Source organism: Stakelama flava (genome assembly GCF_019351405.1).
Classification (GTDB): Bacteria; Pseudomonadota; Alphaproteobacteria; order Sphingomonadales; family Sphingomonadaceae; genus Sphingomonas; species Sphingomonas flava_A.
In genome coordinates this window covers 145,225-170,650 of the sequence record NZ_JAHWZX010000001.1, presented here as the reverse complement: position 1 = coordinate 170,650, position 25,426 = coordinate 145,225, and the positions used below count along the sequence as shown (strand labels likewise).

The 25,426-nt window shown below is 62.5% G+C and carries 24 protein-coding genes; 7 read left to right on the top strand and 17 right to left on the bottom strand.

Going from position 1 to position 25,426, the window contains the following annotated elements; all coding sequences use genetic code 11:
• Nucleotides 1-8: 8 nt before the first annotated feature.
• From trpA to KY084_RS00765, 4 genes are read right to left on the bottom strand one after another with little or no spacing between them, the layout of a single operon-like run.
• A complete protein-coding gene (gene trpA / locus KY084_RS00780; RefSeq protein ID WP_219236528.1) occupies nt 9-848 on the bottom strand; it encodes a tryptophan synthase subunit alpha in 840 nt (279 codons plus the stop codon).
• Nucleotides 845-1,072, bottom strand: a complete 228-nt coding sequence (locus tag KY084_RS00775; RefSeq protein ID WP_219236527.1) for a hypothetical protein — start codon at nt 1,070-1,072, stop codon at nt 845-847. Before KY084_RS00775 ends, trpA begins: the two co-directional genes overlap by 4 nt.
• Nucleotides 1,069-2,298, bottom strand: coding sequence for a tryptophan synthase subunit beta (trpB, locus tag KY084_RS00770; RefSeq protein ID WP_219236526.1), 1,230 nt, complete (start codon nt 2,296-2,298; stop codon nt 1,069-1,071). Before trpB ends, KY084_RS00775 begins: the two co-directional genes overlap by 4 nt.
• Before the next feature lie 44 nt (nt 2,299-2,342).
• Nucleotides 2,343-2,984 (bottom strand): phosphoribosylanthranilate isomerase, encoded by a 642-nt coding sequence (locus KY084_RS00765; RefSeq protein WP_219236525.1) that lies wholly within the window; start codon nt 2,982-2,984, stop codon nt 2,343-2,345.
• A 175-nt stretch (nt 2,985-3,159) separates the two neighbouring features.
• Here KY084_RS00765 and KY084_RS00760 point away from each other — a divergent pair, with 175 nt between their 5' ends.
• On the top strand, nt 3,160-3,306 hold the full coding sequence (locus KY084_RS00760; RefSeq protein WP_219236524.1) for a lmo0937 family membrane protein: 147 nt from the start codon (nt 3,160-3,162) through the stop codon (nt 3,304-3,306).
• Between the two features lie 86 nt (nt 3,307-3,392).
• Here KY084_RS00760 and pyrF read toward each other — a convergent pair whose 3' ends face one another.
• The 9 genes from pyrF to KY084_RS00715 form a co-directional block, all read right to left on the bottom strand.
• Nucleotides 3,393-4,067 carry an orotidine-5'-phosphate decarboxylase gene (gene pyrF, locus KY084_RS00755; protein WP_219236523.1) on the bottom strand — a complete coding sequence of 225 codons (675 nt, stop codon included), beginning with the start codon at nt 4,065-4,067 and terminating at the stop codon, nt 3,393-3,395.
• Nucleotides 4,064-4,453: a LapA family protein gene (locus KY084_RS00750; RefSeq protein ID WP_219236522.1), complete on the bottom strand. Its 390-nt coding sequence runs from the start codon at nt 4,451-4,453 to the stop codon at nt 4,064-4,066. The genes pyrF and KY084_RS00750 overlap by 4 nt, the downstream gene beginning before the upstream one ends.
• 71 nt (nt 4,454-4,524) lie before the next feature.
• Nucleotides 4,525-6,816 (bottom strand): patatin-like protein, encoded by a 2,292-nt coding sequence (locus KY084_RS00745; protein ID WP_219236758.1) that lies wholly within the window; start codon nt 6,814-6,816, stop codon nt 4,525-4,527.
• 37 nt (nt 6,817-6,853) lie between these two features.
• Nucleotides 6,854-7,546 carry an endonuclease/exonuclease/phosphatase family protein gene (locus KY084_RS00740; RefSeq protein ID WP_219236521.1) on the bottom strand — a complete coding sequence of 231 codons (693 nt, stop codon included), beginning with the start codon at nt 7,544-7,546 and terminating at the stop codon, nt 6,854-6,856.
• A 37-nt stretch (nt 7,547-7,583) separates the two neighbouring features.
• On the bottom strand, nt 7,584-8,939 hold the full coding sequence (locus KY084_RS00735; protein ID WP_343227920.1) for a sensor histidine kinase: 1,356 nt from the start codon (nt 8,937-8,939) through the stop codon (nt 7,584-7,586).
• Nucleotides 8,936-9,655: a response regulator gene (locus KY084_RS00730; RefSeq protein ID WP_219236520.1), complete on the bottom strand. Its 720-nt coding sequence runs from the start codon at nt 9,653-9,655 to the stop codon at nt 8,936-8,938. Before KY084_RS00730 ends, KY084_RS00735 begins: the two co-directional genes overlap by 4 nt.
• A gap of 89 nt (nt 9,656-9,744) precedes the next feature.
• A complete protein-coding gene (locus KY084_RS00725) occupies nt 9,745-10,404 on the bottom strand; it encodes an EF-hand domain-containing protein (RefSeq protein ID WP_219236519.1) in 660 nt (219 codons plus the stop codon).
• A gap of 150 nt (nt 10,405-10,554) precedes the next feature.
• Entirely contained in the window at nt 10,555-11,325 is a 771-nt protein-coding gene (locus KY084_RS00720; RefSeq protein ID WP_219236518.1) for a thioesterase family protein, read from the bottom strand.
• 122 nt (nt 11,326-11,447) lie between these two features.
• Nucleotides 11,448-12,146, bottom strand: coding sequence for a glutathione binding-like protein (locus KY084_RS00715; protein ID WP_219236517.1), 699 nt, complete (start codon nt 12,144-12,146; stop codon nt 11,448-11,450).
• 437 nt (nt 12,147-12,583) lie between these two features.
• Here KY084_RS00715 and KY084_RS00710 point away from each other — a divergent pair, with 437 nt between their 5' ends.
• Entirely contained in the window at nt 12,584-15,346 is a 2,763-nt protein-coding gene (locus KY084_RS00710) for a TonB-dependent receptor (RefSeq protein WP_219236516.1), read from the top strand.
• A gap of 108 nt (nt 15,347-15,454) precedes the next feature.
• On the opposite strand, the gene KY084_RS00705 is transcribed toward KY084_RS00710, so the two are convergent.
• Nucleotides 15,455-16,690 carry a TetR/AcrR family transcriptional regulator gene (locus tag KY084_RS00705; protein ID WP_219236515.1) on the bottom strand — a complete coding sequence of 412 codons (1,236 nt, stop codon included), beginning with the start codon at nt 16,688-16,690 and terminating at the stop codon, nt 15,455-15,457.
• Between the two features lie 177 nt (nt 16,691-16,867).
• Here KY084_RS00705 and KY084_RS00700 point away from each other — a divergent pair, with 177 nt between their 5' ends.
• The 5 genes from KY084_RS00700 (at nt 16,868) to KY084_RS16650 (ending at nt 22,067) form a co-directional block, all read left to right on the top strand.
• Nucleotides 16,868-18,130, top strand: a complete 1,263-nt coding sequence (locus KY084_RS00700; protein WP_219236514.1) for an acyl-CoA dehydrogenase family protein — start codon at nt 16,868-16,870, stop codon at nt 18,128-18,130.
• A gap of 142 nt (nt 18,131-18,272) precedes the next feature.
• Nucleotides 18,273-19,313, top strand: coding sequence for a phosphotransferase family protein (locus KY084_RS00695; RefSeq protein WP_219236513.1), 1,041 nt, complete (start codon nt 18,273-18,275; stop codon nt 19,311-19,313).
• A gap of 49 nt (nt 19,314-19,362) precedes the next feature.
• Nucleotides 19,363-20,127, top strand: coding sequence for an SDR family oxidoreductase (locus KY084_RS00690; protein WP_219236512.1), 765 nt, complete (start codon nt 19,363-19,365; stop codon nt 20,125-20,127).
• Complete coding sequence (locus KY084_RS00685) at nt 20,124-20,927, top strand: SDR family NAD(P)-dependent oxidoreductase (RefSeq protein ID WP_219236511.1); 804 nt, start codon at nt 20,124-20,126, stop codon at nt 20,925-20,927. The genes KY084_RS00690 and KY084_RS00685 overlap by 4 nt, the downstream gene beginning before the upstream one ends.
• Nucleotides 20,928-21,125: 198 nt before the next feature.
• Nucleotides 21,126-22,067 (top strand): energy transducer TonB, encoded by a 942-nt coding sequence (locus KY084_RS16650; protein ID WP_219236510.1) that lies wholly within the window; start codon nt 21,126-21,128, stop codon nt 22,065-22,067.
• 9 nt (nt 22,068-22,076) lie between these two features.
• On the opposite strand, the gene KY084_RS00675 is transcribed toward KY084_RS16650, so the two are convergent.
• The 3 genes from KY084_RS00675 to KY084_RS00665 form a co-directional block, all read right to left on the bottom strand.
• On the bottom strand, nt 22,077-22,976 hold the full coding sequence (locus KY084_RS00675; protein WP_219236509.1) for an acyl-CoA thioesterase: 900 nt from the start codon (nt 22,974-22,976) through the stop codon (nt 22,077-22,079).
• The gene (locus KY084_RS00670; RefSeq protein ID WP_219236508.1) at nt 22,976-24,103 is read right to left on the bottom strand and encodes an acyl-CoA dehydrogenase family protein; all 1,128 of its coding nucleotides are present in this window, start codon (nt 24,101-24,103) and stop codon (nt 22,976-22,978) included. Before KY084_RS00670 ends, KY084_RS00675 begins: the two co-directional genes overlap by 1 nt.
• A 65-nt stretch (nt 24,104-24,168) precedes the next feature.
• A complete protein-coding gene (locus tag KY084_RS00665; protein WP_219236507.1) occupies nt 24,169-25,359 on the bottom strand; it encodes an acyl-CoA dehydrogenase family protein in 1,191 nt (396 codons plus the stop codon).
• Nucleotides 25,360-25,426: the final 67 nt, after the last annotated feature.

Below are 25,426 nucleotides of genomic sequence, written 5' to 3'. Positions count from 1 at the left end.
AATAATCCTTATCTTGCGCCGCGCAGGGCCGTGGCCAGCGTCGATATATATTCGGTGATCGCGCCCGATGCATCGCCGCCATGCTTTGCGACCAGTTCGACGATCGCCGATCCGACGACCACCCCGTCGGAAACGCGGCCGATCGCTGCCGCCTGTTCGGGTGTGCGGACGCCGAATCCGACCGCGATCGGAAGATCGGTCGCGCCTTTCAACCGGGCAATCGCGCTTTCGATACTGTCCTGCGCCGCCTGTTGCAGCCCGGTAATTCCGGCGACCGAAACATAATAAAGGAAGCCGCTGGCGCCATCCACCACGGTGGGAAGCCGCCGCGCGTCGGTCGTCGGGGTGGCGAGGCGGACCAGGTGCAGCCCGGCATCGCGCAATGCGGGGCCAAGCGCTGAATCCTCCTCGGGCGGAATATCGACGCAGATGACGCCGTCTGCCCCGGCTTCGCGCGCCGCATTCGCGAACCAGTCGCTCCCCCGGCGCAGCATTGGGTTGGCATAGCCCATCAGGATCAGCGGAACGGCGGGATGACGCATTCGAAAGCCCCGCGCGACGGCGAGGATGTCGGCGGTGGTCGTGTGCGCGGCAAGGCTTCGCAGGTTCGCAGCCTGGATCGCGGGGCCGTCCGCCATCGGATCGGTGAACGGCATGCCCAATTCGACGATATCCGCGCCGCCCGCGACCAGTGCGTCGAGATTGGCATCGGTGTCGCCATGGCCCGCGGTTACGAACGTGACGAGCGCGGCGCGCCCTTCGTCACGGGCACAGGCGAAGGCAGCGGCGAGTCGATCGCGTGGCGGTACTTGTGTATCGCGGTCGGTGGCGGATGCGGCGGATTTCAAGCGAAGTCCCCCCGCGCGCTTCGCCGGCGCACCGCGCGGCGGGTGATGACCGCCGACGCGCCGATCGCGAAGAAAAAGATCAGTACCAGCACCAGTGCGGGAATGGTGACCAGCGACAGGCTGAATATCCCGGCATCGCCGATATTCCACAACAGGATTCCGACCAGTTCGATGCCAAGCGCCCAGACCATGAACGATACGATGATATATTGCAGACGGGTCATATCGTTACTCCCAGCGCATCGGCCACGGTGAAGATGTCCTTGTCCCCGCGGCCGCACAGATTGGCGAGGATGATACGATCCTCATTCATTTCCCGTGCCTTGGCCGCAACTGCCGCGATTGCGTGTGAAGGTTCCAGTGCGGGGATGATCCCTTCGGTCCGGCACAGAAGCTGGAACGCGTCGAGCGCTTCACGGTCGCTGACCGCGACATAATCGACGCGACCCTGATCCTTCAGCCAGGCATGTTCGGGACCGATTCCCGGATAGTCGAGCCCGGCCGAAATCGAATGCGCTTCGGCGATCTGGCCGTCCTCGTCCTGCAGCAGATAGGTCTTGTTGCCATGAAGCACGCCGGGAAACCCGCCGGCAAGGCTTGCTGCGTGTTTCCTGTCCAGCCCTTCGCCCGCCGCCTCGACGCCCAGCATGCGAACATCCTGGTCGTCGAGGAAGGGATGGAACAGGCCGATGGCGTTCGATCCGCCGCCGATCGCGGCGACCAGCAGGTCGGGCAGGCGGCCGGTGCGTTTTTGCATCTGTTCGCGCGCTTCGCGGCCGATGACGCTTTGGAAGTCGCGGACAAGTTCAGGATAGGGGTGCGGGCCGGCGGCGGTGCCAATGATGTAGAAGGTGTCGTCGACATTGGCGACCCAGTCGCGCAGTGCTTCGTTCATCGCATCCTTCAGCGTGCGCGCGCCGCTTTCCACCGCGCGGACCTCAGCGCCGAGCAGTTTCATGCGGAACACATTGGGCTGCTGCCGCTCGGCATCCTTGGCGCCCATATAAATGACGCAGGGAAGGCCGAAGCGCGCGCATACGGTCGCGGTGGCGACGCCATGCTGACCCGCGCCGGTTTCGGCGATGATCCGCGTCTTGCCCATGCGCATCGCAAGCAGAATCTGGCCGATGCAATTGTTGATCTTGTGCGCACCGGTATGGTTCAGCTCGTCACGCTTGAACCATATCTGCGCGCCCTTGCCCGGATTGGCGTCCTTGCGAAGCTCTTCAGTCAGCCGTTCGGCATGATAGAGCGGGCTGGGGCGGCCGACATAATGTTCGAGCAGATCGTCGAACTGCGCCGCGAATGACGGGTCGGCCCGCGCCGCGCGATAGGCGGTTTCCAGATCGAGGATAAGCGGCATCAGCGTTTCGGCGACGTAGCGGCCGCCATAATCGCCGAAATGGCCCCGCTCGTCGGGCTGGGCGCGATAGGAATTGGGCGTGGTCATATGCAAGCGGCATTTAGCAGGCTTGGCGAGCGAGCCAATCCCCTTCAGGTCCCGGCCGCCGCGCGAAGGAAGGCGAGGATGCGAGTCTCGCTCTTGACGCCGGGGGCGGTTTCGACGCCCGAAGAGACATCGACCAGCTGTGCGCCGGTGCGCGTGAGCGCTTCGCCGATATTTGCAGCGTCGAGCCCGCCCGACAGCGCCCAGGGGGCGGGATGACGAAATCCATCGAGCAATGCCCAGTCGAACCGCACCCCCATGCCGCCGGGAAGCGCCGCGCTGTCCGGCGTTTTGGCATCGTACAGGATGCGGTCGGCAGCGCCCGCCAGCGCCGATGCCTTATCCAGATCGGCGCGGGTTTTAACTGCCAGCGCGCCCCAGGTTTCGCGCCGGGTCCGGGCGCGGATCGCGGCGATCCGGTCGGGCGTGGTCTTGTGAAGCTGAAGCACGTCGAGCGCGGCGGATGCGATCGCGCCATCGATCAGATCGTCCGACGGATCGACGAAAACACCCACCCGGCGAATATGCGCGGGAACTCGCCCGGCGATCGAACGCACCTGTTCGAAACCGACATTGCGCGGGCTGGGGGGGAAAAACACGAACCCGACATGGCTCGCCCCGCCTCGAACGGCGGCATCGATCGCGGCGGGTGTAGAAAGGCCGCAGATTTTGGCGGTGGGGCGGGGCATGACGGTGGCTATAGCGACGTGCGGCGGCGGGGTAAATCTGCGAGGGCTTGCGCCATCGCGCTGGAATAAACGATAAAAGTTGACGCAGTGGCGGAACGCAATCCCGGCCGGGCTGTTACGCATCTGTACCGACGCCGCGTCGTGCGGCGCTTAAACGGGGAAGGAATTTTTCGACATGCTCTGGACGATCGCCATCATCCTGCTGATCCTGTGGCTCCTTGGCTTTTTTGCTTTCCATGTTGCGGGCGGCCTTATCCACATCCTGCTCGTCGTGGCGGTGATCGTCGTGATCTGGCAGCTGATCACCGGTCGCAGGGTCTGACCGTTTCGCGACAGGGAAGAAGGGCCGCTCCGTTACGGGGCGGCCCTTTTTGTATGCGGCAGAGGAAGATATCGAGGGACGCGGGGTCAGAGCGTCGCTTCGATTGCCCGTGCCGCTTCGTCAGGGTTCGCCGCCTGCGTGATCGGACGGCCGATGACCAGGATCGACGCGCCCGAATCAAGCGCCTGACGCGGCGTGACGACTCGTTTCTGATCGCCATGATGGCCATCGGTGGGGCGAACGCCGGGCACCACGAAAAACCCGTCCTTCCAAACGGCGCGCGCGGCCTTCACTTCTGCTCCGGAGCATACGATCCCGTCGACGCCGGACGCGCGCGCAAGCTCGGTCAGGCGCATGACCTGTTCATGCGGATCGCGCGACAGGCCGATCGAATGAAGGTCTTCGCCATCAAGGCTGGTAAGCATCGTGACTGCAACGACCTTTGTCCCCGCCGGCGCCGCCGCCTTAGCATCTTCCAGCATTGCGCGGCCCCCCGCCGCATGCACGGTGAGTATGGCGGGTTCGAGTGAGCCCAGCGCCTGGATCGCTTTGGCGACGGTGTTGGGAATATCGTGCAGTTTCAGATCGAGAAAGACGGGCAGGCCGATCGCCGCCATGTCGTGAACGCCGTGACGGCCGTTCGCCATGAAGAATTCAAGCCCCAGCTTGATCCCGCCGACATGCGCCTTCACCCGGCTGGCGATCGCCTTTGCCCGGTCAAGGTCCGGCGTGTCGAGCGCGACGAATACGGGCGAACTCATACATCATCTTTCTTCATGGGAGATTCGAACAGCGGACCGTCTTCCCGAACCGGAATGGGGTCGGGTTCGCCAAGCGGCGCGGGGGCCGCCGGCGTGATCGCAACATCGGGCGCGGGGGGCGGAACGACGGCATGCGCGGCGCGTAGATCGGCAAGCGCCCGTTCGCTATTGCTAATACGCTGACGCAGACGCCAGCGCATCGTGTAATAAGCGAGCAGCATCGGCACGAAGCCGATCAGGAAGCTGACCAGAAGCAGCAGCGGCAGGTTCACTTCGGCAATCAGGCCGCCCCACAGATGCAGGTCGACCGGCACCCAGTTATTATAGGCGAATGCCGCGCCAAGCCCGATCAGCAACGCCCAGAAAAGCGTTTTGAGAAACTGCATCGCCGCGTGGTCCTCCCGTTCCGTTGTCCCAGGCGGTAGGACCTTATGCGTTCGCGGCGCGCATGGAAAGGTCAGCCGATCTCCCCGCGGAGCGATTCGATCAGCGGGCCGACCTTGCTCAGCCTTGCTTCCTCTTCATCAAGAATGGCGTGAAATAGCGATCGCTTGATCGAATCGACCCGGCCCGGCTTGAATCGTCCGGCCGGGGGCAGGGTGGACAGGACGATATCGACCAGCCGGTCGGCACCGTGCAACCGCCCCCAAAGATAGTCATTTTCCCGGTACACCCGGCTGAAAAAAGCGCCGAAGGTGTTGAACTGAATGCCCTTTAGCGTCGCTTGCGCGCCGCCCTTGCGGATCGCGACGGCATCTTCGGGCGAAATCCGGTCGATGCGCATCGGGTCGAACTCGCCCAGCCCTTCTCCCTGCAGCAATGGCAGCGTCGCGATGTCGAAAAAGGCGAAGCCGAGATAGGCGAGCAATACCGGTCGCCGCATTTCCTTCGACAACTGGCTGAACCCCGCCGAAAGGCGATCGTCGGTTTTGGCGTCCAGCCCGGTCAGGTCCATCCGTTCGGCCAGCTTGTCGAGCAAGGGGCCGGCATCGCCTCGCAGTGCGCGGATATCGCCCTTCAGGTCGGAAAAGTTGGTCGATCGTTCGAGTTCGAGATAATCGGCAAGCGATTCGTACACCGCGTCGCGCACCGGATGGAGTTGCGCGTCGAGATGCTCCGAATCGAGATCGGTAATCCGCCGCGACAACAGCCGCAGCCGACGGATGCGGAAGGCAAGATCGTGGCTGCGCAGAAATTCCAGCGTCGCGGGCGATGGCGCGCCGGAATGATTGGCGGAAAAATCGCGCGCGCCGCGCTGATCGATTGTTCCGGCGATGGCGGAGCGTATCCGCCGCCGTTCGTCCAGTCCCTGCTGATCGGCGACGGTGTAAAACAATTCGGCAAGCTTATCGATCATGCCGTCGATTTTTAACTGGCCATAAGCGGCATGGGTGTATCCCGCCTTGTCCACCGCCGCGTTCTGGGCGCGGCGACGCCATGCGACCAGCCGTTTGGGCGTGGGATAATCAAGAAAGAGCGTATATCCGAAGAGCGAGACGACCTGGGTTTCCACCTCTTCGCGGATCGCCTCTACAATACCGAGCATCCGTTCGATCTTTTCCGATCGTTCGGCGATTTCCTCCAGATTGTCGCTGATCGGCTGCTGCCGCGGAAGTTCGGACAATGCGCCGATGATCGTCTGGAAAAAGCCCGGCTTTTGCTTCGGTTCGCGGCTGATCCCGAACCGGTGATCGGGAACCGGGTCGATAAAGACGAAGCGCCGATCGACATGGCGGCGCGCCGGGCGTTCGCGAAGCGCCTTCATCGCGGGGGCGAAGGGCGCATTGACCAGCACCGCGCCGTCGATGAGCACCACCGTATCGATCGCGTTGGCGGCATATTGGCGCGGCAGGACATGCTGCAGGAATGCGTCGCGGCTCTGCCAGTCCATCCCGCGCGCGTCGAGCGCATCGTCGAGTTCGGAGAGCATGAAGGGCGGAAAAGCGCCCGGAAAGCTGGAGGTTGCGCGCGCGGCAAAGGCAAGTTCCGCCGGATGGCCGAGCGGGGTGACTGTGGCGCCGCGATCGGTAAACGAGCAGACGAGGCGATGTTCGGTTTCGATCACTTCGGGCGGCGAATTGAGGCGCAGGCGTTCGGGATGACCGCCAAAGTCGGTGACCGTGACGAACAGGTCGAGCGGCTGGCCGTCGGGCAGCAGGCGGCCCGATTGCGGTCCGTCGCGCATCGCATCTAGCGCGTCGAACAACATTCCCAGAAACTGGGTGCCGCCAAAGGGCGGTTCGAACCAGCGCGCGCGAACGAAATGTTCGAGCTTCGCGCGTACTTCGTCGCGGGTGGCGGGTTCGACCGTCTCTTCTATGCCGTGCTCGCGCCGCGCAGCCATCCAGGCGATGGGCAATGCCCAGATTTTGGTCAGTTTCGAATCGGGCGCTGCGTCGGGCGCGAGAAGCGCTTCGACATCGGCATTTTCCAGCCACATATCGGTCAGCGGATCGAGCGACTGCCCGGTCGCGATCGCTTGCGACAAAAAAATCCCATTGATACCGCCCGCGCTTGCGCCGGAAACGATGTCGATCATCACGCGCAGATTGAGGTCGCTCGTGGCCGCCACCTCATCGAGCAGTTCGTGGTAGATTCGCTGGCTGGTATCGCCCGCATCCATACCGTCGCGGCGCGCCTTGCTGGCGCAGACGAGACGCCACAATTCCTTGGTGATGCCGTGCATGTATACGGCCAGGCTGATCCCGCCATAGCAGACCAGCGCCAGCCGCAATTCCTTGTCATGCATCGCCATAACCGCCTGTCATTCCCGCCAGGTTAATTCATTATAGCGAAATTTCGGCCCAGATGGGCAGATGGTCGGACGCGGTGCGGGCAGCGGCGCTGGCATGAACCCCCGCGGCGGCGATTTTCGCATCGCGCGAGACCATGATCCGGTCGAGCCGCGCGACAGGGCGGCGGGCATGGAAGCTGGGGCCGCAATCGGCAAAATCAAAACCGCGCGCGAAATCGCGAAGACATCCCGATTTGCGGGTCCATTCGTTCAGATCGCCCATCATGACGGTGGGCAGGCGGCGCGCGCAGGAATCGACATGGCTCATGATCATATGCGCCTGACGCCGCCGCCAAAGCCCGGACAGGTCGAGATGCATGCCCACCACGCGCACCAGCGCGCCCTTCACCCGTATATCGGCCATTACCGCGCCGCGCGGTTCGAGCGCGGGAAGGTGGATAGGTTCGCAATCCTCTATCCGCGCGTCCTTGCGCACCAGAAGGACGTTGCCGTGCCAGCCCATGCTCATCGGTCGCATGGTGACCGGCACCGGTTTCCAATCGGTATGTTCGTCGAGAAGGTGCGGGGCGATGACGCTCATGCGACGACCGAAGCGCCGATCCGCCTCCTGAAGCGCGATGATATCGGCGTCGATCTCCTTCAGCACGTTCAACGTGCGTTCGGGATCGCGGCGGCGATCGAGCCCCACCGACTTGTGCATGTTGTAACTGGCGACCTTGATCATTCCTGCGATCCAACACCTGAAGCCGCGATGGGTTTCTTCATCGGCGCGGAAGGCGGATCGTCGCGATCAGCCCGCCGGTGTCGCGATTGGCGAGCAGGATGTCGCCCCCCGCGTCGCGAACGATCGCCTGGGCGAGCGCAAGGCCAAGGCCGATGCCGCCGGTTTCGCGGTTGCGCGAACTTTCGAGGCGGGTGAAGGGATCGAAGACATCGGCCAGTTTATCTTCGGGAATACCGGGGCCGGTATCGGCAATCTCGACCCGTACCTCAGCGCCGTTGTCGACCAGCCGGACCTGCGCGCCGTTGCCGTATTTCACCGCATTTTCGATGAGGTTGCGGATCGCGCGCCGCATCAGCGTCGGGCGAAGGCGGATGCGCGTGCGCGGCGCTTCCTGCGCAACGACATTTTCCCCCAGATCGCGAAAATCCTCGACCACCGCATCGACCAGCGCGGCGAGATCCGCCTCGCCCACCGGTTCGCTGGGCCGTCCGAGCCGGGCAAGCGACAGGATGTCCTCCAGCGTGCGGTTCATCTCTTCGATAATGTCGGCCATGCGGTCGCGGTCGCTGTCATCCTCAACCGATTCGATGCGCACCCTGAGCGCGGCAAGGGGGGTGCGAAGATCATGCCCGATCGCGCCGAGCATCCGGTCCTTTTCATCCAGCATCGCGGTGACTCGCGTCGAAAGCTGATTATACGCCCCGATCACGGCGCGCACATCGCCGGGACCGCGCTCCTCGACAGGCGGAGCGGGCCGGGCGGGATCGAAACTGCGCGCTGCTCCGGCAAGGCGGTTGAGCGGACGCGCGATACGGCGGCCGAGCCAGAACATCGGGATAAGCATGACCAGATAGATGACCAGCGTCTGGGGTAGGATCTGCCAGAAAATAAAGCCGTTGCCCGACGGCCATGGCATGCGCACGTTCAGCCAGCCCCGGCCCGGCACCTGTACTGCGATGCGAAGTTCGGTCGCCGCCTGACGCAGGCGCTCGGCCCGACGCGGTTCCATATGGCGAAGGTGCCGATCATGCGGAGATATGTGGCGAATCTGCGTGGCTATCGCGCCGACGCTGAGGCCCGCATCATCAAGCGCGCTTCGCATCGCGCGTTCAACCCGGCGGGCATCGTGGTGGCCGGCGGGAATGACGGCGGTCGGCGAAAGGCTGGTCCGGCGCGCTCCACGATGATCGGACACCGGTTCGCCCGCGCGCAGCGCTTCGACCGAATCGACCACGCGGTTGACCGCGGGAACGGTATATTGGGCATAGCGAAGCTGCCGACGCCCGTTGAGCAGCAGTGCGAAATTGATCGCCTGCGCCACGAACAACAGCACCGCCACCAGCAGCATCAGCTGGCCCGGCAGGCTTTTGGGCCAGGGGAATTGCCGCCTCACAACCGTGTTACTTCCGCCGATAGCGTATAGCCGCCACCCCAGACGGTCTTGATGATTGTCGGGTTTTTGGGGTCGGGTTCGATCTTCTTGCGCAGGCGGCTGACCTGATTGTCGATCGCCCGGTCAAAGGCGGCCGCCTCCCTTCCTTGCGTCAGGTCGAGAAGCTGGTCGCGAGTGAGCACCTGTCGCGGCCGGGTGACGAGCGCGTGGAGCAGATTATATTCGCCGGTAGATAGCGCCACCGTCACGCCTTCGCGATCGATCAGGGCACGCTCGCCGGTCTTCAAAACCCAGCCTGCGAACGAAAAAGCGCCCGAATCGGGTGCGCTCTGACGGGTGCCCCCGGCATCGAGCCGACGCAGCACGACCTTGATCCGCGCGGCAAGCTCACGCGGGGAAAAGGGTTTGGTGACATAATCGTCGGCACCGATTTCCAGTCCGACGATCCGGTCGGTCTCCTCCGTCTTCGCGGTCAGCAGGATGACGGGCACTTCGCTGGTCGCGCGGATATGACGACATAGCGACAGCCCGTCCTCGCCCGGCATCATGATGTCGAGGATGACCAGATCGATGGCATAGGCGTTCAGGCGATCGCGCGCGCTTGCCGCATCGCCCGCCTGGGTAACGCGGAAGCCCTGTTTGGTGAGATATTGGGCAAGCGGTTCGCGGATCGATCGTTCGTCGTCGACCAGCAGAAGATGCGAAGGTTCGGCCATGTCCATGCGCTAGCATATCCGCGGGTAAGGGAAAGGGTGGATGGCGCCGGGCATTGGTGAACGCCCGGCGCCATCGGAGTTATGACGGATCAGTTCGCGTCGGGGCGCTCTGCCGGCGGTGGGCCGTCGCCGCGCCGGTCCAGCCCATGGCCACGACGTTCCTTCATCTTCGCATGTATCGCCTCGCGCTCCGCCTTGTCGATGCGGCCGTCATTATTGGCGTCGGCCTTTGCAAAGCGTTGCATGGCGGCGGCGCGGAATTCAGCCTGGCTGATCGACCCGTTCTTGTCGGTATCGACCCGTGCCATCATGCGCGCCTGGCGCTGACCCTTGTCGGGACGACCCTCCGGCCCCTTGCGATCGCCGTTGCGCGCCTGGCGATGTTCCTTCATGGCAGCGCGCGCGGCCTGTTTCTCGGCATCGGAAAGTTGACCGTCCTTATTGGTGTCGAACTTTTCCATCATCGCCTTTTTGCGTTCCGGGTCCATCCGATGATGGCGTCCGCCGCGGTGATGGCGGCCCATCTTCAGTTCGTCGGCGGAAAGCTGGCCGTCATGGTTCGTATCCATCCGGGCGAACATCGCGTCGGAAGCGGCGATCGCTTCCTGACGGGTGACGATGCCGTCCTGATTGGCGTCGGGGCCGAAATGCTTCTTGCCCTGCATGGCGGGAGCATCCTGCGCCGCCGCAAAGGCGACGCCGCTGATCGAGGTGGCCGCAAGCGCCGCGGCCAGGAAGACCTTCTTCATCTTTCATTCGTCCTTTCGGTTGTGGCGGGAGAACATATCGTCCCCCGAACGCTGACCGTTATGGAGGGTGCGTGTCTCGCATCTTTGTCACCAGCGCGGGAAATTGTCGCAAATTGTCCCAGCGCGGCAAAATCGGCCAAGCGTCCGCGATCAACCGAAAATCGCGACGCCTTGCATCCCTTCGGCGACCTTTTCGCCGCGCGCGTTCCAGATCGTCATGCGCTGGCTGGAATAGCCGTCGCGCGCGCGATCGGTTTCGGCCCGAAGCAGCCACCACCCGTTATCCGTATTGGGCGCAGTATCGAGCAGGTTCACGATCCAACTGAGCGAACTGAGCGGCGCGCTGCCCTCCATCAGCGTATAGGCGGCGGGCGGCAGGGCATCGGCGATCGCCATCAGTTCGACCATCGGATGAAGCCCGTCGCGCGCGCGCAGCCGTCCCCAGCGAAGCCATTCGGCATCGCCTGCCTCCCCACCGGAATCGAAAAAATCGAAATTACCGGTGAAATGGTTTTCAGGGCCGGTGAATAACTCAGCGTCATCGGGCGGCGGCGCGACCGGGGCGGGGGGCGTGGCGTCATGCGCGATGCGCGATGCGATCGCGTTCATGAAAACGAAGGTCGCGCGCAGGCCAAGACCCCCTGCGCCGGTAACGTCCGATTGGATAAAAGCCGCGTTGCGTCCGCGACGAAGCTTCGTCGCCGATATCCGCACGGTGCCCGCCAGCGGGCCGATAAACGATATCTGCGCAGATCGCAGGGGCGGCAAGTCGCTTTCAATCCCCATCGCGCCGTGAAGCGCGATTGCAGTCGAAATGCCACCATATGCGGTGCGCCCCTGCATCCAGTCGGCGGGTATATCCACCGCAAGCCCTCCATCCTTGCGGGTGGCGGCTGCAAGAATATCTGCGAGCGGGGTCATTGCGCCTCTTTCCGGCTAGTGCATAAACCCACGATGGCAGCAAGGCGGGCAGTTTCCATACGGTATATTCGAAAACAGCGAATATCCAGCGTGCCGAACGGCCCCCGCCTAGAAAATTCGGCTTATCTGGCCCGGGGTGCGCCTTGCCCGAAAAGAATCTTCTTTTGCGCTTCGGTCATCTCATTCTGCGAGGCGGGGCGGATTTCTTCGCCCCTGGCATAGGCGCGCTCGACGGCGGGGCGGGTCGCCATGCGATGGAACCAAGACTTCAGCGCCGGAAAATCGGCTAGGTCCTGTCCTTGCGCTTCGTGTGGTACGATCCAGGGATAGGCCGCCATGTCGGCGATCGAATATTCGCCGGTGATATACTCTTTTCCAGTGAGTTGCCGGTCGAGCACGCCGTAAAGCCGGTTGGTTTCCCTGACATAGCGGTCGATCGCATAGGGCAGTTTCTCTGGTGCGTAGCGCGAAAAATGGTGGTTCTGTCCCGCCATCGGACCAAGTCCGCCCATCTGCCACATCAGCCACTGGATGACGTCGTACCGCGGGTGCGGATCGACCGGCAGAAACCGCCCCGTCTTTTCGCCGAGATACATCAGGATCGCGCCGGATTCGAAAATCGCAATCGGATCGCCGCCGGTGGGGGAATAATCGACAATGGCTGGCATGCGATTGTTCGGAGCGATTTTCAGGAAATCGGGTGCGAACTGTTCGCCCTCGCCGATATTTACCGGTTTTATCCGATAGTCGAGCCCGGCTTCTTCAAGAAAAATCGTGATTTTGTGGCCGTTCGGGGTGGGCCAGTAATGAAGATCGATCATGGGTGCCTCTTCGCGTCCAGTGTCGTGCCGAGCGAGGTGGGTCGGCGACGCGCGGCCCGCAAGGCGAAATTTTTATCACTTGGCGCGACCGGATGAACGCCGTCCATACTATAGCTTCGAAAATGGATGCTTCTGCCCGATGCATCGCCGGTCCGGACGGCGCAAGCGTAGCGTTGTGCAGCCGGATAGATCGGCGACGTGCATCGCAACGGCCGGAAATGAGCCGTTAGCAGAGTGGAAGGGAAGGTGGCGAAACGTCGTTTCCAAATTCCGGTTTATGGAAATCCCGAACGGTGAGAGGCGGTGAATTCCGGCCAAATATCACTGATAAGTAGTATTTTGAAACTATAACTCTGCTTGACGGCTCATTCTTATAATGGCTGTATTCGAGTCTACGGTATGGGGCCGAAAGCGCTCCAATCGGATGGGAGAGGAAAATGACCAAGAGACACCTTCTTGTCGCTTGCGCGGTGCCCGCACTGATATTGTCGCTGGCATCGCCCGCGGCCGCTCAGGACACCGATGCAGCAGCTACCACGCAGGATGAGCCCGGCGCTCCGGCGACGCCGCAGGCCGGAGTAAGCGCTGAAAATGAGATCGTCGTCACCGCACAGGGGCGCGCGCAGGTACTTGCCGATGTTCCTGTCGCCATTTCGGCCGTAACTGCGGACAGCCTGGAAAAATCGGGCGCGACCGATATTCGCGAACTGAATCAGCTTGCGCCGTCGCTGCTGGTTTCGTCGACCGGCAACGAAGCGAACGGATCGGCGCGTATTCGCGGCATCGGCACCGTCGGCGACAATCCGGGGCTGGAAAGTTCGGTCGCGGTGTTCATCGACAATGTCTACCGGTCGCGCAGCGGCAACGCGCTGGGCGAGCTGGGACCGATCGAGCGGGTTGAAATCCTTCGCGGACCGCAGGGAACGCTGGGCGGGCGCAACTCCTCTGCCGGTCTTATCAGCATTTTCACCGCGCCGCCGGAGTTCAAATTTTCCGGTTATGGCGCGTTCTCCTATGGCAATTACGATTATATGCGCGCCGATGCGGGCATCAATGCGCCGATTACCGACTCGCTCGCAGCGCGGATCGACGGCGTCTATGTGAAGCGCGACGGGTTCTACAAGGATGTGGTCAACGATACCGACATCAACGATCGCGACCGATATCTGGTGCGCGGTCAGCTGCTGTACGAACCCAATGCCGACCTGACGCTGCGCCTGATCGGCGACTATTCGAAGAAAAGCGAATCCTGCTGCGCGGCGACCTTCGTTCAGCCGGAAGCGGCGCAGCTCGCGCGGATCAGCCCCGGCCTTGACCCGTATAACCGGCCCGAAGCGGGATCCGATGCGCTGACCAGCACATCGAACCCGATCGTGCCGGTCTTGCTGGCGCTGGGACAGGACCCGCGCGCGCTGACGCAAAGCACCTATGATCGCGATATCTATATGACGCCGGGCCGCTCTTTTGCCGGTCGGACGGAAGATTACGGGGTGTCGCTGGAGGGGGATATCCAGCTTGGCGACGTCAAGCTGACGTCGATCACCGCCTATCGCGAATATTCCAACTATCAGGGATCGGACACCGATTACACGCAGGTCGATATCCTGTACCGCGCGGCGAACAAGAACGGGCTGGCGCGCGAATTCCACACCTTCACGCAGGAACTGCGCCTGCAAGGATCGCTGTTCAACGATCGGGTCGACTGGCTTGTGGGTGGCTTTTACGCCAATGAAGACCTTCAGGTTCGCGACAATCTGCGCTTCGGTACGCAATATGGCGCGTTCGCGCCGTGCCGGGTGGTCAACGCCATCAATCCCGCGCTTGCGTCCCCGGCCAGCACCGGCTGTCTGAGCGCGTTCGGCCGCGGCGCGCTGCTCGCCGCGAACGGCGGGGCGGGAGCGTTCGGCGCGGCGACGCCGTTGATCTTCGCCGGTCTCGATAACCTCGCCCAGCTCAACGACATGGGCAATATCGTCGACGTGTATAACCAGAACAGCGAGAGCTTCGCGTTTTTCACGCATAATATCGTGCATGTCACCGACAAGCTCGATCTGACGCTTGGGCTGCGCTACACCAACGAGACGAAGGATTTCGATGCGTCGTTCCAGAACGACAACACCATCTGCCCCGCGAACCGCCAGCTGCTTTCTTCGCTTCTCGCAACGCCGCTGGCATCGCTCGCCGGCGGGATTATCTCGCTTTCGTGCCAGGGCAATTCGACCGCCGAACTCAATGGTGTGACGCTGGACGACAGCCGGGACGAAGACGAATTTACCGGCACCGCGATCCTGTCCTACAAACCGATCGACGAATTGATGGTCTATGCCAGCTATTCGCGCGGGTACAAGGCGGGCGGGTTCAACCTCGACAAATCCTCGCTCACCGGGACCAGCGCGACCGGGGTGCTGCTGGGGCCGATCGTTGCGGGTAGCACGGCGAATCTGCAATTCGGCGCGGAAACCGTGAACGCCTACGAACTCGGCGCCAAATATGCGACGCAGAATTTTTCCGCCGGACTGACCGTATACCGGCAGGAATTCAGCAATTTCCAGCTCAATACCTTTAACGGATCGGTCTATGTCGTTCAGAACGTCAACAGCTGTTCGACCGATCTGAACGGTGCCGACACCGATGCCGACGCCAGCACCGGCGCGTGCGATCCCGACAATGTGCAGGCGGGTGTGATCGCGCAAGGGGTGGAATTCGAAGCGTCGCTAAATCCCGTGCGCTACGTCAACATGACGATGGGCATCACCTATTCCGACACCAAATATCGCCACGACCTGATCGGCGACGACAGCGGAACGCCGCTCGACCCGTCGCTGCGGCTGCTGCCCGGCGACAATGTGTCGAACGCGCCCGAATGGGTGGGTACGACGTCGGTTTCCTATACCCCGCCGATCGGCAATAGCGGACTGTCGGGGCTGGTCTACGTCAATGCCCGCATGGTGGACGATTACAACACCGGGTCCGACCTGCTATATGGCAAGGAACAGGACAGCTATGTCGTGGTCAATGCGCGGATCGGTATCCGCGGGCCCGACGAACGGTGGTCGATCGAGGGTTGGGCGCAGAACCTGACCGACACCCAATATACCCAGGTCGCGTTCAATACGCCGTTCGTGGCGTCGCAGCAGACCTATTCGGCGTTTCTTGCCGAACCGCGCACCTATGGCATCACCGTGCGGGGCAAATTCTGACCGGTTGCGCCAGTCCCCTTGGCGAGCATGGAAGGCGGGGCGTCGTTCGGCGCCCCGTTTTTCGTTTGGAGCGCAATCGCGCGGTGGTCAGGATGTGTCCCGCGCTGCTCAGGCGTCGAGCATCCTATCGTCGAACATGCCGAACAATATGGTCGATGCGTACATTGCGATCGCACGGCGGCGCGGCATGGTGGCCGCCCATTTGTGCATGTCGAACGCGGCGTTCAGGATCGACATCAGCATCTGGCTGGCGACCAGCGGATCGACCGCGCGGATCGAACCTTCGGCGATGCCGTCGCTGATCGTTCCGGCGAAGCGGCGCGCGATCCGGTTCGATTCATCGACCATGGCGAGCCGCACCGTATTCGGCAGGCCGTGCAGCGCGGTGGTGCGCAGCAACGGCATGCGTTCGGAAAATTGCATGTCGAGCAGCGTCGCGATGGTGCCGGTCAGGCGGTGCCAATGGTCGCCGCCCGCGCTGTCCGCCTCGCGCTGCGCGGTAGTGATCGCTTCGAAGCTGCGATGATAGCATTGGATGACCAGATCATCCTTGGCATCGAGATGATGGTAGAAACTGCCCTTCGTCACCTTCAGTTCGGACGCGATCCGCTGCACCGACGCGCCGCGATAGCCAAGTTCGTTGATCAGCCGGGTGGCGGCCAGCAAAAATGATTCGCGCCCCGGCTGCGGCTCCCAATAGGCGATTTCCAGCAGTTCGGGGGACCATGGCGCGTCGCGCGGGGCAAGGCCGGTTTGGAACACGTCCATGAACCGCTCCTCCACCCGGCCATATTGCTCGGCCGCGTATCGACGCAGCCAAATGGGGGTCCAGAACAGGTTTTCGAGCAGGACGTGCGCGCGTGCCCCCGCCAGATCCTTTTGCGCGCGGCCGGGATTGGCGCCCCACAGGTCGCGGGTCATGCGAAAGGTTTCGCGCCATTTCGACAGCAGGAATTTCTTGGCTTCGCCATCGGTGGCGCGAAGATCGGAAAGGATCGCGAAATCACGCTCCTCACCCGATTCGATTCGGGTCAGCCGCGCCATGTTGAGGCGGACCAGCTTTGCCACCCGCGCTTGCGGCGTTGCCTCTTCATGCGCGCTTTCCAGCATCGATTGCAGATAGTCGAGCGTGTGCGAGAAGCAGGCGGTGGCAAGGTCTTCCTTGCGTTTGAAATAATAGGTGACGCTGGTGGTGTTCAGCCCGACCCGGCGCGCCACATCGGCAAAGGTCATTCCCTTTGCCGACTGTTCGTTGATCACCTCCGCCGCGGCGGCAAGGATCGCCTCGCGCTTTGCTTGAAAGCGGGCGGTGCCCTGGTCGCTATCGTCTGCGGTCGACGCCATGTAATAAAAGTCCAGCATCCGTAAATTCGAAGAATCAGTGTTACCGCCTGAATACGCAAAGGCAAGCGATTGCGCGCAGTACGTAACGACAATTTTGCGGTGGAATCGCTTTACCGAAGATCGGGTACGCTCTACACCGGTTGCCGGACGAAAGCGGAAAAGTGAGAGGACGCCCCTATGGATTTCACGCTGACCGAGCGCGAAACATATTTTCGCGATCGCGTGAAGACCTTTATCGACGCGAACATACGCCCGCGCAACGCGGAATATGCCGCGCAGGAGGCACAGGGGCCGCGTTGGAAGGTGCTTCCCGTCATTGAAGAGGTGAAAGCGAAAGCCAGGGCCGAAGGGCTCTGGAATTTCTTCATGCCGCCGCATTCGGGCCAGCCGCCGGTGGATGACAGCTTCACCTTCGAGGGCGAGCAACTCACCAATCTCGAATATGCGTTATGCGCCGAAGAGATGGGCAGGATCGGCTGGGCGAGTGAATGCTTCAACTGTTCGGCACCCGATACCGGCAATATGGAAGTCCTCCACCGCTATGGCACGCGTGTGCAAAAGGATCGCTGGCTTAAACCGCTGATGGACGGCGAAATCCGCTCCGCGTTCCTGATGACCGAACCGGCGGTGGCATCTTCCGACGCCACCAACATCGAAACATCGATGGTTCGCGATGGTGACGATTACGTCATTAACGGGCGCAAATGGTGGTCGAGCGGGGTGGGCGATCCACGCTGCCGAATCGCGATCGTCATGGGCAAGACGAACCCCGAAAATCATCGCCATCAACAGCAGAGCCAAATTCTGGTGCCGCTCGACGCGCCGGGGGTCCGCATCGAACGGATGCTCAGCGTCTATGGCTATGACCATGCGCCGCACGGTCATGGTGAGGTGGTGCTGGAAAATGTGCGTGTTCCGGCCGAAAACGTTATCCTGGGCGAAGGGCGCGGGTTCGAAATCGCGCAGGGGCGGCTTGGGCCGGGACGCATCCATCATTGCATGCGCACCATCGGCGTTGCCGAAAGCGCGATTGAGGCGATGGCGAAGCGCCTTTTGTCCCGCGTCGCGTTCGGCAAGCGGATCGCGGATCATTCGGTTTGGGAACAGCGGATTGCGCGCGCGCGCATCGATATCGAAATGACGCGTCTATTGTGCCTGAAGGCGGCCGATATGATGGACAAGGCGGGCAACAAGGCCGCCAGGGACGAGATCGCGATGATCAAGGTTCAGGCGCCGACCATGGCGCTGCAAATCCTGGACGATGCGGTTCAGGCGCATGGCGGCGGCGGCGTGTCGGGCGATTTCGATCTGGCGAGCGCTTGGGCGAACGTGCGCACGCTTCGCTTTGCCGACGGCCCGGACGAGGTCCATAACCGCGCGATCGCGCGCGCTGAATTCGGTAAATATCCCGATGCGAAGGCAGAGCTTGCGGCACGCTGACGCAGCGTGACACGGAGCGACTGACCTCCGAAATAACAGGCTTGAAAGAGAAGCTTATGAAGGCAGCCATGATCCATCCGGCGAAGTCGCCGTCGGCGCTTCCCTGGACGGGACGCGTGGCCGGTTGCGTGAGAGGCGTCGCATGAGCGGCGAGGGGACGGGAAACGACCTCGACAGCGATGCGCTGACCGCGTGGATGGATGCGAATGTGGCGGGCTTTGTCGGCCCGATCACGTATCGCAAATTTTCCGGCGGGCAGAGCAATCCGACTTATCAAATCGACGCGAAAAGCGGCGCCTATGTGCTGCGGCGAAAGCCGTTCGGTGACATCCTGCCGTCCGCGCATGCCGTCGAGCGCGAATATCGGGTGATTGCGGCACTGCATCCCACCGGCTTTCCCGTCGCGCGGCCCCTTGGCCTGTGCGAGGACAAAGGCGTTATCGGCGCACCCTTTTACATCATGGAAATGGTCGAAGGGCGCACGATCTGGGACGGGGCGATGCCCGACGACACGCCCGATCGCCGTGGTGATCGCTATGATGCGCTGGTCGATACGCTCGCCGCGCTTCATGCCATCGATTACGAGGCGATCGGGCTTGGCGATTACGGCAAGCCGGGCAATTATTTCGAACGGCAGGTCGCGCGCTGGACCAGGCAGTATCGGTTGAGCCAGACCGATGATATTGCCGAGGTCGAGCAGCTGATCGATTTCCTGCCCGCCACCGTTCCTGCTCAGACGCGAACATCGATCGTCCATGGCGATTACCGGATCGACAATATGATCTTCGCGCAAGGCTCGCCTCGCGTGCTTGCGGTGCTCGACTGGGAATTGTCGACGCTGGGCGATCCGCTGGCCGATTTCGCGTATCTTGCGATGAACTGGGTCACGCCCCCCGATGAAGGGCGCGCCGGAATATCGGGTATGACCGGTGGCGAAACCGGCATCCCGACGCTGGAGCAAATCACGCAGCGTTATTGCGAGAAGACGGGGCGAGACGGCGTGCCCGACCTGAACTGGTATTTTTCGTACAATATGTTCCGCCTGATGGCGATCGTTCAGGGGATCAAGAAACGCTGGATCGACGGCAATGCGTCAAGCGCCGATGCCGAGGCGATGGCGGCGCGTGTGCCGGGACTGGCACAGGCATCGTGGCACTTCGCGGTGAAGGCGGGGGCGGAATGACCGAAGCAAAGCGGGCCGTGCATAGGCGCGGTGCGAACGGGAGAGAGATGTGAAATTGTTCGATCTGACCGGAAAGGTCGCCATCGTTACCGGGTCGTCGCGCGGGATCGGCCGGGCGGCGGCCGAGCAGCTTGCGGCGCATGGCGCAAAGGTGGTGATTTCCAGCCGGAAACAGGATGCATGCGAAGAAGTCGCCACCGCGATCAACGCCGCGCAGGGTGATGGCAGCGCGCTGGCGATCGCCGCCAATATTTCGGACAAGGACGCGCTGCAAAACCTGGTTGATCGCACGCGTGAAGCGTTTGGCAGGATCGACATTCTGGTCTGCAACGCGGCGAGCAATCCCTATTACGGACCGATGGCGGGGATCAGCGATGACCAGTTTCGCAAGATCCTCGACAACAATATCCTGTCGAACCACTGGCTGGTGCAGATGGTGGTTCCCGAAATGCGCGAGCGCAGGGACGGCGCGGTCGTCATCATCTCCTCGATCGGCGGGCTGAAGGGATCGCCGGTCATCGGCGCGTACAATATCTCCAAAGCCGCCGACTTTCAGCTCGCGCGCAACTATGCCGTCGAATATGGCGCTGACAATATCCGGGTGAACTGCATCGCGCCGGGCGTCATCCGCACCGATTTCGCGAAAGCATTGTGGGAAGACCCCGAAAAGGAAAAAGCGGTGTCGAACGCGGCTCCGCTGCGGCGCATCGGCGAGCCGGACGATATAGCCGGGGCGGTCGTGTTCCTCGCTTCGCCCGCGGGAGCGTACATGACCGGCCAGTCGATGGTGATCGACGGCGGCACCCTGTCATGAGCACGCGCTTTTCGGGCAAGTCGATCATCGTCACCGGGGCGGGGTCGGGGATCGGGCGCGCATCGGCGATTGGCTTCGCCGCCGAAGGCGCGCAGGTGATCGCCGCCGATCGAAGCGATGCGGTGCACGAAACGGTGCGCAGGATCGAAGCGGCAGGTGGCACGGCACGCGCGTTTCAGGGCGATGCCGGATCGGAGGCTGATGTCGCCGCGATGGTTAAGGTCGCGTGCGAGTTGCAGGGCGGAATCGACGTCTTTTACGCCAATGCCGGCATTTCGGGCGGGCTGACCGGCCTGTTCGATTGCACGGTGGAGCTGTGGGAGGAGGTGCTGCGCATCAACCTGATCGGGCCGTTCCTCGCCATCAAACATGCAGCGCCGAAAATCGTCGAACGGGGAAAGGGCGCTATCATATGTACCGCGAGCGTCGCCGGGCTGCGTTCGGGGGCGGGTGGCCCGCCTTATTCGGCATCGAAGGCCGGTGTCATCAGCCTGGTGCAGACCGCAGCGCAGCAATTGTCGGGCAGCAATGTGCGGGTGAACGCCATCTGTCCCGGCCTGATCGAAACCGGGATGACGCGACCGGTCTATGACCATGCGCGCGAAGTGGGGAAGATCGACCGGATCGGACGGCTGAACCCGATGCGGCGCGGCGGCGAACCCGAAGAGATTGCGCGTGCCGCGCTGTTCCTGGCGTCTGACGAGGCAAGCTATATCAACGGGCAGGCGATCGCGGTCGATGGTGGCCTGTCGAGCAGCCATCCGGTGAGCCGGCAGGAATTCGGCAAGACATCGGCGTGAGGAAGCGTATCTTTACAATGTCATAAATGGGGTGGAAGTTCATGCCATGGTCATCGCGCTTCCCCAGTCCGCCCCGCCTGTCATCGCGGTTCCCGCGCCGCCGCCCGCCCCGGGCGGCATCGGGCAACGGCTGATCACCTATACCGGCGGAGCGGTGCGCTGCGGCGGTCGGGAAGTGGCCCCGTCTGGCGTGAGCCGGTGGTGCCGAACGGCGCCTTTATCCGCTCGGCAAGCGACAGCGCGCTTGCACCGCGGACGATCGGATTCCGGGTCGATGCGAGCGGCAGGCCGCTTGATATTCACATGCTTGCGCCAAAGTCGGATGCGCAGAGCGACGTCGAATCGGCGCTGGCCACCTGGCGCTTCGCGGGCGGTCAGGCCTTGTCCGATTGCACCGTAACCTTCACTCCGCAGGCCTATTCGCCGGACGCCGCGCCGCGAATCGACGCGATGCGCTATGCCGCGGTGCCCAGTCTGAACGTTGGCGGGATCAATGTCTGGCCTTCGTTTGAACCGGCGGGATCGACCTGTATCGAAAGGCGTCCGGCGCGGCGGGTGAGCGTGTATCCGCGCTTCGACCGGATCGAGCAACCTGCCGGACGGTTGTCGGCCAGCTTCTATACCTTCGACGTTACCGCCGACGGCAAGCCGCGTAACGTCGCGTTGATGGGATCGACGGGGAATGGCGCGCTCGATGCGGCGGGGAAGAAAGCGATGAAGCAGTGGCGGTTCGTCGAGGGTCAGGAATATCAGGGGTGCCGATATTTCTTCTGGCGGGGCAGCATGCCGATCATGGTCGCGCCGGAAATTCCCGATGCGTTGGGCCCCAATGGCGAGCGCTGCCCCGATTATGGCGACTGGAAATATCTTCCGCCGCTCCAACGCTATTTCCCGGCCGGGTTTCGTCGCCGCGCGATCGAAGGCTGGGCGGTGGTGCGCTTCGATGTCGCGCCATGGGGCGAAACCGGTGATGTCGAGGTGATCGCGAGCGAACCCGCTGACGTCTTCGGTGATGCGGCGAAAACAATCGTGTCGCAGGCGCGCCTGCCGAAAAGCGATGCGAGCCGGATCGGCTGTGTCGAGCGGGTACGATTCAAACTGCCCGATGCGTCTGAGCGCGTTCAGGCGGATCGTGACTGACGCAAGCCGTCAGTCACGCAGGCGAATCAATCCTTCCTGCGCGACACTGGCGACCAGTCGCCCGTCGCGAGTGAAAATCTGCCCCCGGTTGAACCCGCGCGCATGGCCCGTCCATGGGCTGTCGCACGAATAGAGCAGCCATTCGTCGGCACGAAAATCCTCGTGCAGCCATAACGCATGATCGAGACTGGCGCTTTGCAACTTGTGCGATGTCCAGTGCAGCCCGTGCGCGAGCAGCGACGTACCAAGCAGCGTCATGTCGGAGGCATAGGCAAGGATCGCCCGGTGCATCGCCGGATCATCGCCGGTAGGGCCGGCGAGGCGGAACCAGCAATGCTGCTTCGGATCGCGCGTGTCGTCCGCGCCGCCAAGCCATGCGCGCGGTTCGACGGGGCGAATGTCGATGGGACGGTCGCGCAGCATCATGCGACGAAACGCTTCGGGGATACGGTCGGCATATTTGCGGCGCAGATCCGTTTCGGATGCGAGGCCGTCAGGGCCAGGCACATCGGGCATCGCATCATGGTGATGCAGTCCGTCTTCGGGCCGCTGGAACGATGCGATCATGTTGAGGATCGGCTTGCCCTTCTGCATCGCGATCACGCGGCGATTGGCGAACGAACCGCCATCGAAATCGCGCACCACGCGGTAGATGATCGGGAAATTCTCGTCACCCGCGCGCATGAAATAGGCATGTAGCGAATGCGCCACCTTGTCGCCATCAATCGACCGCTGGGCCGATTGCAGCGCCTGCGCCACAACCTGCCCGCCGAACACGCGGCCTTCGCCACCGGGCTGTTGGCCACCGCGATACAGATCGGTGTCGATGGTTTCGACGTCGAGGAGCCGGGTCAGCTCCTCGACAAGCTCGGCAGGGGAACGCGGTTCGTCGGCGTCGTTGGTCTTCATCAATATCCCGCAGCTTCGGCCAGAAGGTTCGCATGATAATTGGCGTCGCCGAACAATTCCGCAAGCACACGCGCGCGCTTCATGTAAAAACCGATATCATATTCGTCGGTCATGCCGATGCCGCCATGCATCTGGATGCCTTCCTGAACCGCCAGCGTGGTGGCGAGTCCGGTCATCGCCTTTGCAATCGATACGGCGTGGTCAGCCGCTTGCGATCCAGCGTCGAGAAGCTGCTGCGCCTTCAGGACGGCGGCACGGGCGACCTCCATTTCGCAATAGAGATGCGCGGCGCGGTGCTGAAGCGCCTGGAAGCTGCCGATGCGCGTGCCGAACTGTTTGCGCTCCTTCAGATACTCGACCGTCAACCCCATCGCGCCAGCACCGACGCCGAGCATTCCGGCCGACGCTCCGGTGCGTCCGGCAGCAAGCAGCGATTTGAGCGCGACGCTTCCCCGATCGACGTCACCGATAACCGCGTCTGCGTCGACTTCGACCCCGTCAAACGTCATGCGCGCGGCGAGGCTGGAATCGGCGAGGCGTTCGGCCTCGGCGGTCATCCCGGCTGCGTCCTTGGGCACCGCGAACATCGTGATGCCGTCCTCATCATTGGCGGAACCAGCAGTGCGCGCGGCGACCAGGATCAGGTCAGCGACATGGCCATGACCGACAAACTGCTTGCTGCCCGACAGTTTAAAGCCGTTGCCGGAACGTTCGGCGCGCATCGCGATTCCGGTGCCGTGCTTCGCCTTTTCATCGATCGCGATCGCGGCGACGGTTTCGCCCGACAGGATGCCGGGGAACCAGCGTTCGCGCCGGGCCGAGCCTTTCAGCGCCTCGACCGCGGCGACGGCGGTGGACAGGAATGGCGAGGGGGTGAGGTTGCGGCCAATTTCCTCCAGCACCACGCCCGCTTCGACATGGCCGAGGCCGAGTCCGCCATCGTCTTCACCGATCAGGATGCCTGTGAAGCCCATTTCGGCGAACTGTTTCCACAGGTCGCGCGAAAAACCGTCGGGATTGTTGCTGTCGCGAAGTTCGCGTAGGTGCTTCACCGATGCATTTTCGCCGACAAAATCCTTTGTGGTGTCGGCAAGCATCGTCTGTTCTTCGTTAAGGTAGAGTGGCATCTTCTCTCTCCATCGTCCCTGATGGTCTGCGTGCCTGCGGCACGGATTATATTGGCGCAGGGCGGTCAGTTCGACGGCAGTTCAAGGATCCGTTTGGCGATGATATTGAGCTGAATCTCACTGGTCCCGCCTTCGATCGAATTGGCCTTGGTGCGAAGCCAGGTGCGCGCCTTTGCGCCATTGTCCGACCGGTCGCTTTCCCATTCAAGCGCATCGGAGCCACCGCCGGCCATGACCAGTTCGTGGCGCGATTTGTTCAGCTCGGTCCCGTAATATTTCATCATCGACGGCTGAGCAGGGTGCGCGCGGCCCGCTTTCAATTCGTCGATAAAGCGTTCGGACATCGCCGAGAACGCTTTCGAGCGCACTTCGAACAGCGCGATCTGCGCGCGCAGAACGGGATCAGCAAGGCGGCCCTGATCATCAAGACCGATGGTCGCGATCGCGCCATCGATCAGCGGGTTGCCGCCGGTGGTGGACAGTCCCATGCCCGAAATCATCTCGCGCTCATGCCCCAGCAGATATTTGGCGACGTCCCAGCCCTTGTTAAGGTCGCCGACCAGATTTTGTTTCGGCACCTTCACATCGTCGAAAAAGGTTTCGCAGAACGGCGAATAGCCCGAAATCAGCAGGATCGGCCTGGTCGAGACGCCTTCGCTTTCCATGTCGAACAGCACGAAGCTGATCCCGCCCTGCTTTGTGCTTTTATCGGTACGCACGAGGCAGAAAATCCAGTCCGCCTGATCGGCATAGCTGGTCCACACCTTTTGCCCGTTGACGAGGAAATGGTCGCCCTTGTCTTCGGCCGAGGTAGCAAGCCCCGCAAGGTCGGACCCGGCATTGGGTTCGCTATAGCCCTGACACCAGCGGATTTCACCGCGCGCGATCTTGGGAAGGTGCTCGCGCTTCTGCTCCTCATTGCCATATTTGAGCAGCGCGGGGCCGAGCATCGAGATACCGAAGCTGTTGAGCGGATTGCGCGCATTGATCCGGCGCATTTCTTCGCGCACGATCTTGGTTTGCGCAGGCGACAGGCCGCCACCGCCATATTCCTTTGGCCAGTCGGGCACGGTCCAGCCGCGGCTCGCCATGCGGTCCATATACAGCTTCTGATCGGGGTTCTTCGAATAGTCGGCGCGGCGACCGCCCCAGTTCACGTCTTTTTCGCTGCGAAGAGGCAGGCGCATCGAGGCGGGGACATTCTCTTCCAGCCAGTTGCGTGTCTGCTCACGGAAGGTTTCGGGGTCTTCGGTCATCTCTCTCTCCCATTCTTCCCGGTAAGCAGGAAGGAGGGCGGGCCTTGGGCCGGTGGTAAGGGGCTGG

What these genes read in the sequence shown, in the direction of transcription:
- KY084_RS00720 (WP_219236518.1), bottom strand. Translation starts at nt 11,325, where the DNA reads ATGACCCCGCTCGCAGATATTCTTGCAGCCGCCACCCGCAAGGATGGA.
- KY084_RS00765 (WP_219236525.1), bottom strand. Translation starts at nt 2,984, where the DNA reads ATGCCCCGCCCCACCGCCAAAATCTGCGGCCTTTCTACACCCGCCGCG.
- KY084_RS00745 (WP_219236758.1), bottom strand. Translation starts at nt 6,816, where the DNA reads ATGCATGACAAGGAATTGCGGCTGGCGCTGGTCTGCTATGGCGGGATC.
- KY084_RS00725 (WP_219236519.1), bottom strand. Translation starts at nt 10,404, where the DNA reads ATGAAGAAGGTCTTCCTGGCCGCGGCGCTTGCGGCCACCTCGATCAGC.
- KY084_RS00685 (WP_219236511.1), top strand. Translation starts at nt 20,124, where the DNA reads ATGAGCACGCGCTTTTCGGGCAAGTCGATCATCGTCACCGGGGCGGGG.
- trpB (WP_219236526.1), bottom strand. Translation starts at nt 2,298, where the DNA reads ATGACCACGCCCAATTCCTATCGCGCCCAGCCCGACGAGCGGGGCCAT.
- KY084_RS00740 (WP_219236521.1), bottom strand. Translation starts at nt 7,546, where the DNA reads ATGATCAAGGTCGCCAGTTACAACATGCACAAGTCGGTGGGGCTCGAT.
- KY084_RS00710 (WP_219236516.1), top strand. Translation starts at nt 12,584, where the DNA reads ATGACCAAGAGACACCTTCTTGTCGCTTGCGCGGTGCCCGCACTGATA.
- KY084_RS00695 (WP_219236513.1), top strand. Translation starts at nt 18,273, where the DNA reads ATGAGCGGCGAGGGGACGGGAAACGACCTCGACAGCGATGCGCTGACC.
- KY084_RS00700 (WP_219236514.1), top strand. Translation starts at nt 16,868, where the DNA reads ATGGATTTCACGCTGACCGAGCGCGAAACATATTTTCGCGATCGCGTG.
- KY084_RS00675 (WP_219236509.1), bottom strand. Translation starts at nt 22,976, where the DNA reads ATGAAGACCAACGACGCCGACGAACCGCGTTCCCCTGCCGAGCTTGTC.
- KY084_RS00670 (WP_219236508.1), bottom strand. Translation starts at nt 24,103, where the DNA reads ATGCCACTCTACCTTAACGAAGAACAGACGATGCTTGCCGACACCACA.
- KY084_RS00705 (WP_219236515.1), bottom strand. Translation starts at nt 16,690, where the DNA reads ATGGCGTCGACCGCAGACGATAGCGACCAGGGCACCGCCCGCTTTCAA.
- KY084_RS00715 (WP_219236517.1), bottom strand. Translation starts at nt 12,146, where the DNA reads ATGATCGATCTTCATTACTGGCCCACCCCGAACGGCCACAAAATCACG.
- KY084_RS00750 (WP_219236522.1), bottom strand. Translation starts at nt 4,453, where the DNA reads ATGCAGTTTCTCAAAACGCTTTTCTGGGCGTTGCTGATCGGGCTTGGC.
- pyrF (WP_219236523.1), bottom strand. Translation starts at nt 4,067, where the DNA reads ATGAGTTCGCCCGTATTCGTCGCGCTCGACACGCCGGACCTTGACCGG.
- KY084_RS00775 (WP_219236527.1), bottom strand. Translation starts at nt 1,072, where the DNA reads ATGACCCGTCTGCAATATATCATCGTATCGTTCATGGTCTGGGCGCTT.
- KY084_RS00760 (WP_219236524.1), top strand. Translation starts at nt 3,160, where the DNA reads ATGCTCTGGACGATCGCCATCATCCTGCTGATCCTGTGGCTCCTTGGC.
- KY084_RS00730 (WP_219236520.1), bottom strand. Translation starts at nt 9,655, where the DNA reads ATGGCCGAACCTTCGCATCTTCTGCTGGTCGACGACGAACGATCGATC.
- KY084_RS00665 (WP_219236507.1), bottom strand. Translation starts at nt 25,359, where the DNA reads ATGACCGAAGACCCCGAAACCTTCCGTGAGCAGACACGCAACTGGCTG.